Raw genomic sequence first — 3,989 nt, 5'->3', positions numbered from 1 at the left:
CCGTGACCACCGAGCAGGTCCTGGCCGACCAGACTGGCCTGCCCGAGCTGCACCTGCGGATTCGCGCCCTCAACTCCACCCGGCTGCCGCTGCCGCAGTCGGCCGTGCTCGTGAGAGCGGACGCGGAAGCGAGCACGCAGGCCACACTCGACCCGCGGCGCTGGTCATGGATCGCCGGCACCTCCACGGCGATCGCGCGTGACACAAGCACCGCCGACGGTGACGCCTACACCGCCGTCGGCTGGTCCACGGTGGCCGGCGCTGACGGGTTGCCCCAGGACTTCCCGCCCTACGCGGCCGCCGCAGTGGACTCGAGCGAGCTCGCCCGCTACAGGGACTTGCCCGGGCCGTCCGACGCCGTTGCCGCCACCGCCCACGAGGTTATGGATACCGCGGGCCTCGACGGCCCGGACACCGCCCCGGCCGCGCAGGCCGCTGCCCTGGCCGCCTGGTTCCACAGCGGCGACTTCCTCTACGACGAAACCGCCCCGGGCAGCTTCGACGCCGACGCGGACACCACACCACTGGAGACCATCAACGCCTTCCTCACCGAGCGGCGCGGCTACTGCATCCACTACGCCGCCACCTTTACGCTTATGGCCCGCAGCCTCGGCCTGCCCACCCGCATCGCCGTCGGCTACGCCTCCCGCGCCGGTGAAGGGACCACGACCGTTTCCGGGCAGGACCTCCACGCCTGGCCGGAGGTGTGGCTCGAGGGCATCGGCTGGGTCGCCTACGAGCCGACGCCGGGCGGCGCCGGGGTCCGCGCCGACACCGGCATGGAGACGGCGCCCGCACCCACCGCCTCCGCCACGGCACAAACCGCCTCCCCGCAGGCGAGCCCGGCACCCTCTGCGTCGACGCCGGGGACGCAGGCCACCAACGCTCCCTCCGAGTCCGCCGCTGCCCCGCTGAACGCCCGGCGCGCCGTGATGCCGTGGCTCGTGGGGGTGGCCCTGTTGCTGCTGATGTTGTCCACGCCGACACTGGTGCGCGCCGGGCGGCGCCGACGGCGACGTCGCCGCCTCCATACCGGCCAGCGTCCCGCCGCCGCAGCCTGGGAGGAGCTGCTGGATGTCGCCGTCGACCTGGGCCGGTGGCGGCGGGGCGGTTCCAAGGGCACCCCCGGTGATCGGAACGCGGCCCCGCCGGGGACGGCCTCCGACCGTTGCGCGTTCCCTGGGCGGGGACGGAGCACGGCGACCCTCCCCACCGGACCGCGGGCGCTCACGCCCGAGGCGCTGGCTGAGGACTTGAACGCATACCTCATCGCGCACTCGTCCTCAACAGCCGCGCCCGATGACGCCGCCCGCGCGCTGAGAGAACTGGCCGACGCCGTCGTCGCGGAGACCTTCGCGGACACGGCCACGAGGGAGACGCCGACGGACGCGGACCGCAGGCGCCTGGGCAGGCTCCTGCACGCCGCGGTGACGGGCCTGAATCGCACGGCGTCGCCGTGTTGGCGCCTGCGCGCCCGGCTCCTGCCCGCGAGCGTGCTGCGCCGTCGGCGTTGAACGGGACATGACAGGTCACGCAGAGAACATGTGTGGGCCGTCACAGGCGGGTAGTGTTCGGCTCCGCGCGTGAGAGGATAACTGGGCACAGCGCGCGATCCGTCGGGGCGGTGAGCGCCGAACAGGAAGGCACACCACGATGGCGCTCTTTGACCTTAATGACAATCGGCTTGAGCCCGCAGTTTTGGGCCGTCCCGCCACGGACGCGGATCGCACTGCCGTCCTGGCCGCAGTCCGGCGTCAGATCGCCGAGGTTTTGCGCCGTCCGCTCTTGGGGATCTGCTGGGACCAGGTCATCGGCGGTGATGCGTTGACTGCGCTCGACGCCGCCGGTCAAGTCGTCACCATCGAGGTCATCGACGTCCTCGACTCCACTGCACTGCTCATGGCCATGGCACGTGCCACCAATGCCGCCCGCGCCGGACGCGACCAGCTCGCCTCCCGCTATCCCGGCGGCTTGCTCGCCTTTGAACAGGATTGGAACGGCTTCCGCGACAGTGTTCCCGCCGGCGTTGATCCTGGGCCGCGCCTGACGCTCGTAGTCACCGAGATCGCCGACGACGTGCGCACGGCCTTCGGAATGATCGCCGACTCCGGGGTAGAAGTCCACGAACTGCGAGTGCGCTCCACCGAGGATGGGCGCGCGCTCGTCTCGGTGGAACTGCTGCGCACCGATGTCGCCAGTGAAGCCCTGGATGCGGATCGGTTCACCGCACCGGCCGCAGCCGACCCGGCGGATGACCCGCGGCCCGATGACGCGACCGCGCCTACCCCGGTGGTGGCGCAGCCGCCCAACTCGACGAGCAGCGCCCCCACACCCTCGGAGTCCTCCGGCAGCGTGAGCGGGCACCGCCTCGATGCGGCGGTCCTCGGAGCGGAACCGACCGTTCCTGCAGGCGAGACCTCGGAACGGGCCTTATCCACCTTGGCCGAAACTATCGACACCCCCGCCACCCTGGTGTGGGTGCGCCGACGCCGCGGCATCAACCACGAGGCCACGCTTGCTGGTGATGGCACCATCACCCTTGCCGACGGTACTTCCTACCGTGATCCGTCCGCGGCTGCGAATGCTGCCCAGCACACGCAGGACGTTGACGGCTGGCGGGCGTGGCGTGTTGGCGCCTCCGGGCCGAGCCTGCGCGAGCTGCTGGAACCGGCGGACGATGAGGCGTCAGCCGCCGAACGCGGCTGATCGTCTTGTAGGCGTGTGCCAAATCAACCCGGTTAACAGGTAGGCGTGGTCCCCACGGGCCACGCCCTGCGCCTCCCGCCGTGGAAAATAACCATCAGCGCAGCGCGTAGGCGCCGAGCCAGCGGCGCAGCGTGGAGTAGACCTGTTCGCGCACCGGTGGGGCGGAGAGGACCAGATCGTGAACCGCGCCGTCGAAACGCGCTACGGTCACCAGCTTGCCCAGGCCGATCGCCCGGCGGGCGGTGGCATCGGCGTCGACGACCGTGTCCGTACTGCGCGAGTCTGACGTCCACGCCACGCTTAGATGACTGCGGGCGGATCCCATTGACAGCACCGGGCAGCGCACGTCCAGGCCCGCGGCAACGCGTGCCTGACCAGCAAGGATGGCGAGTAACCAGCCGGGGCGAATAGGGGCGGAGGGGCGGATCCTCCAGCGCGGGTTCACCCTCCAACCGGTCACGTACGGGTCCTCGGCCCAGGCGGGGTCGGGAAGCTCGCCGTCACGCTCGGGATCCCAACCATCGGTGATGTGGTACATGGCCTCCGGCGGGTAGGTGGGGATCGGGATGGCCCTGCGAGGGTCACTGCGGGCCAGGGTGCGCACCACCGGCTCGCCCACGAGCCGTACCGGTTCGGACCCCTGGATCTCCAACCAGGCGGAGTTGAGCACGAGCGCGGAGATCGCCCCCGGATGGCGGTCCGCCCACAGCGAGGCGATGAGGCCGCCGGTGGAGTGGCCGCACAACACCGCAGGTGTCTCCCAGCCCTCCACAGCGCGAATGGCCGCCAGGGCCAGGCCGATCTCCTCGTCGTAGTCGGTCAGCGACGTGATCCAGCCGAGCATCTGCCCCTCGCGCAGGGAGCGGCCGTAGCGTCGCAGGTCCAGGGCGTAGAAGGCGCCGCCGATGCGGGAGATCTCCCGGGCCAGCTCGGTCTGGAAGAAGTAGTCGTTCCAGCCGTGCAGGTACAGGAAGGTGAAGCGCACAGACGTAGGCGTGCCGGGCAGAGCCGCCGGGTCCTCGGCCGGAACATGGTGGATGAGGGTGGCGACGGCGCCGTCATCCTCGACGTCGGGCAGCAGCGGCAGGGTGCGGGCCCGGAATCCGGGGCCGAGCACGTCCGGCCCCCAGGCATCGACGGGGGCGTGCCGCTCGGCGGCAGCGGCCTGCGCGCTCGGGGCGTCCGCGGCGGATTCCTCCAGGCGGTGCGAGGCGCCTGGGGTGTCCGGGCCTGACGAGACTCGGTGTGCGGGGGCCGGGGCAGTCGGGGGCTCGTCTATGGGG

General features: G+C 71.4%; 3 protein-coding genes. 2 read left to right on the top strand and 1 reads right to left on the bottom strand.

Annotation, left to right across the window (positions count from 1 at the left end; genetic code table 11):
* Positions 1–1,514: transglutaminase-like domain-containing protein (locus RWX45_RS01705; RefSeq protein ID WP_316022061.1), on the top strand; the 1,514-nt coding region annotated here is incomplete at its 5' end.
* A 139-nt stretch (positions 1,515–1,653) separates the two neighbouring features.
* On the top strand, positions 1,654–2,706 hold the full coding sequence (locus RWX45_RS01700; protein WP_316022060.1) for a hypothetical protein: 1,053 nt from the start codon (positions 1,654–1,656) through the stop codon (positions 2,704–2,706).
* Positions 2,707–2,800: 94 nt separating this feature from the next.
* On the opposite strand, the gene RWX45_RS01695 is transcribed toward RWX45_RS01700, so the two are convergent.
* Complete coding sequence (locus RWX45_RS01695; protein WP_316022062.1) at positions 2,801–3,907, bottom strand: alpha/beta hydrolase; 1,107 nt, start codon at positions 3,905–3,907, stop codon at positions 2,801–2,803.
* Between the last annotated feature and the right edge of the window lie 82 nt (positions 3,908–3,989).

This window comes from Actinomyces sp. MRS3W, from assembly GCF_032465695.1.
In the GTDB taxonomy this organism is placed as follows: domain Bacteria; phylum Actinomycetota; class Actinomycetes; order Actinomycetales; family Actinomycetaceae; genus Actinomyces.
This window is presented reverse-complemented; position numbering and strand designations above follow the sequence as displayed.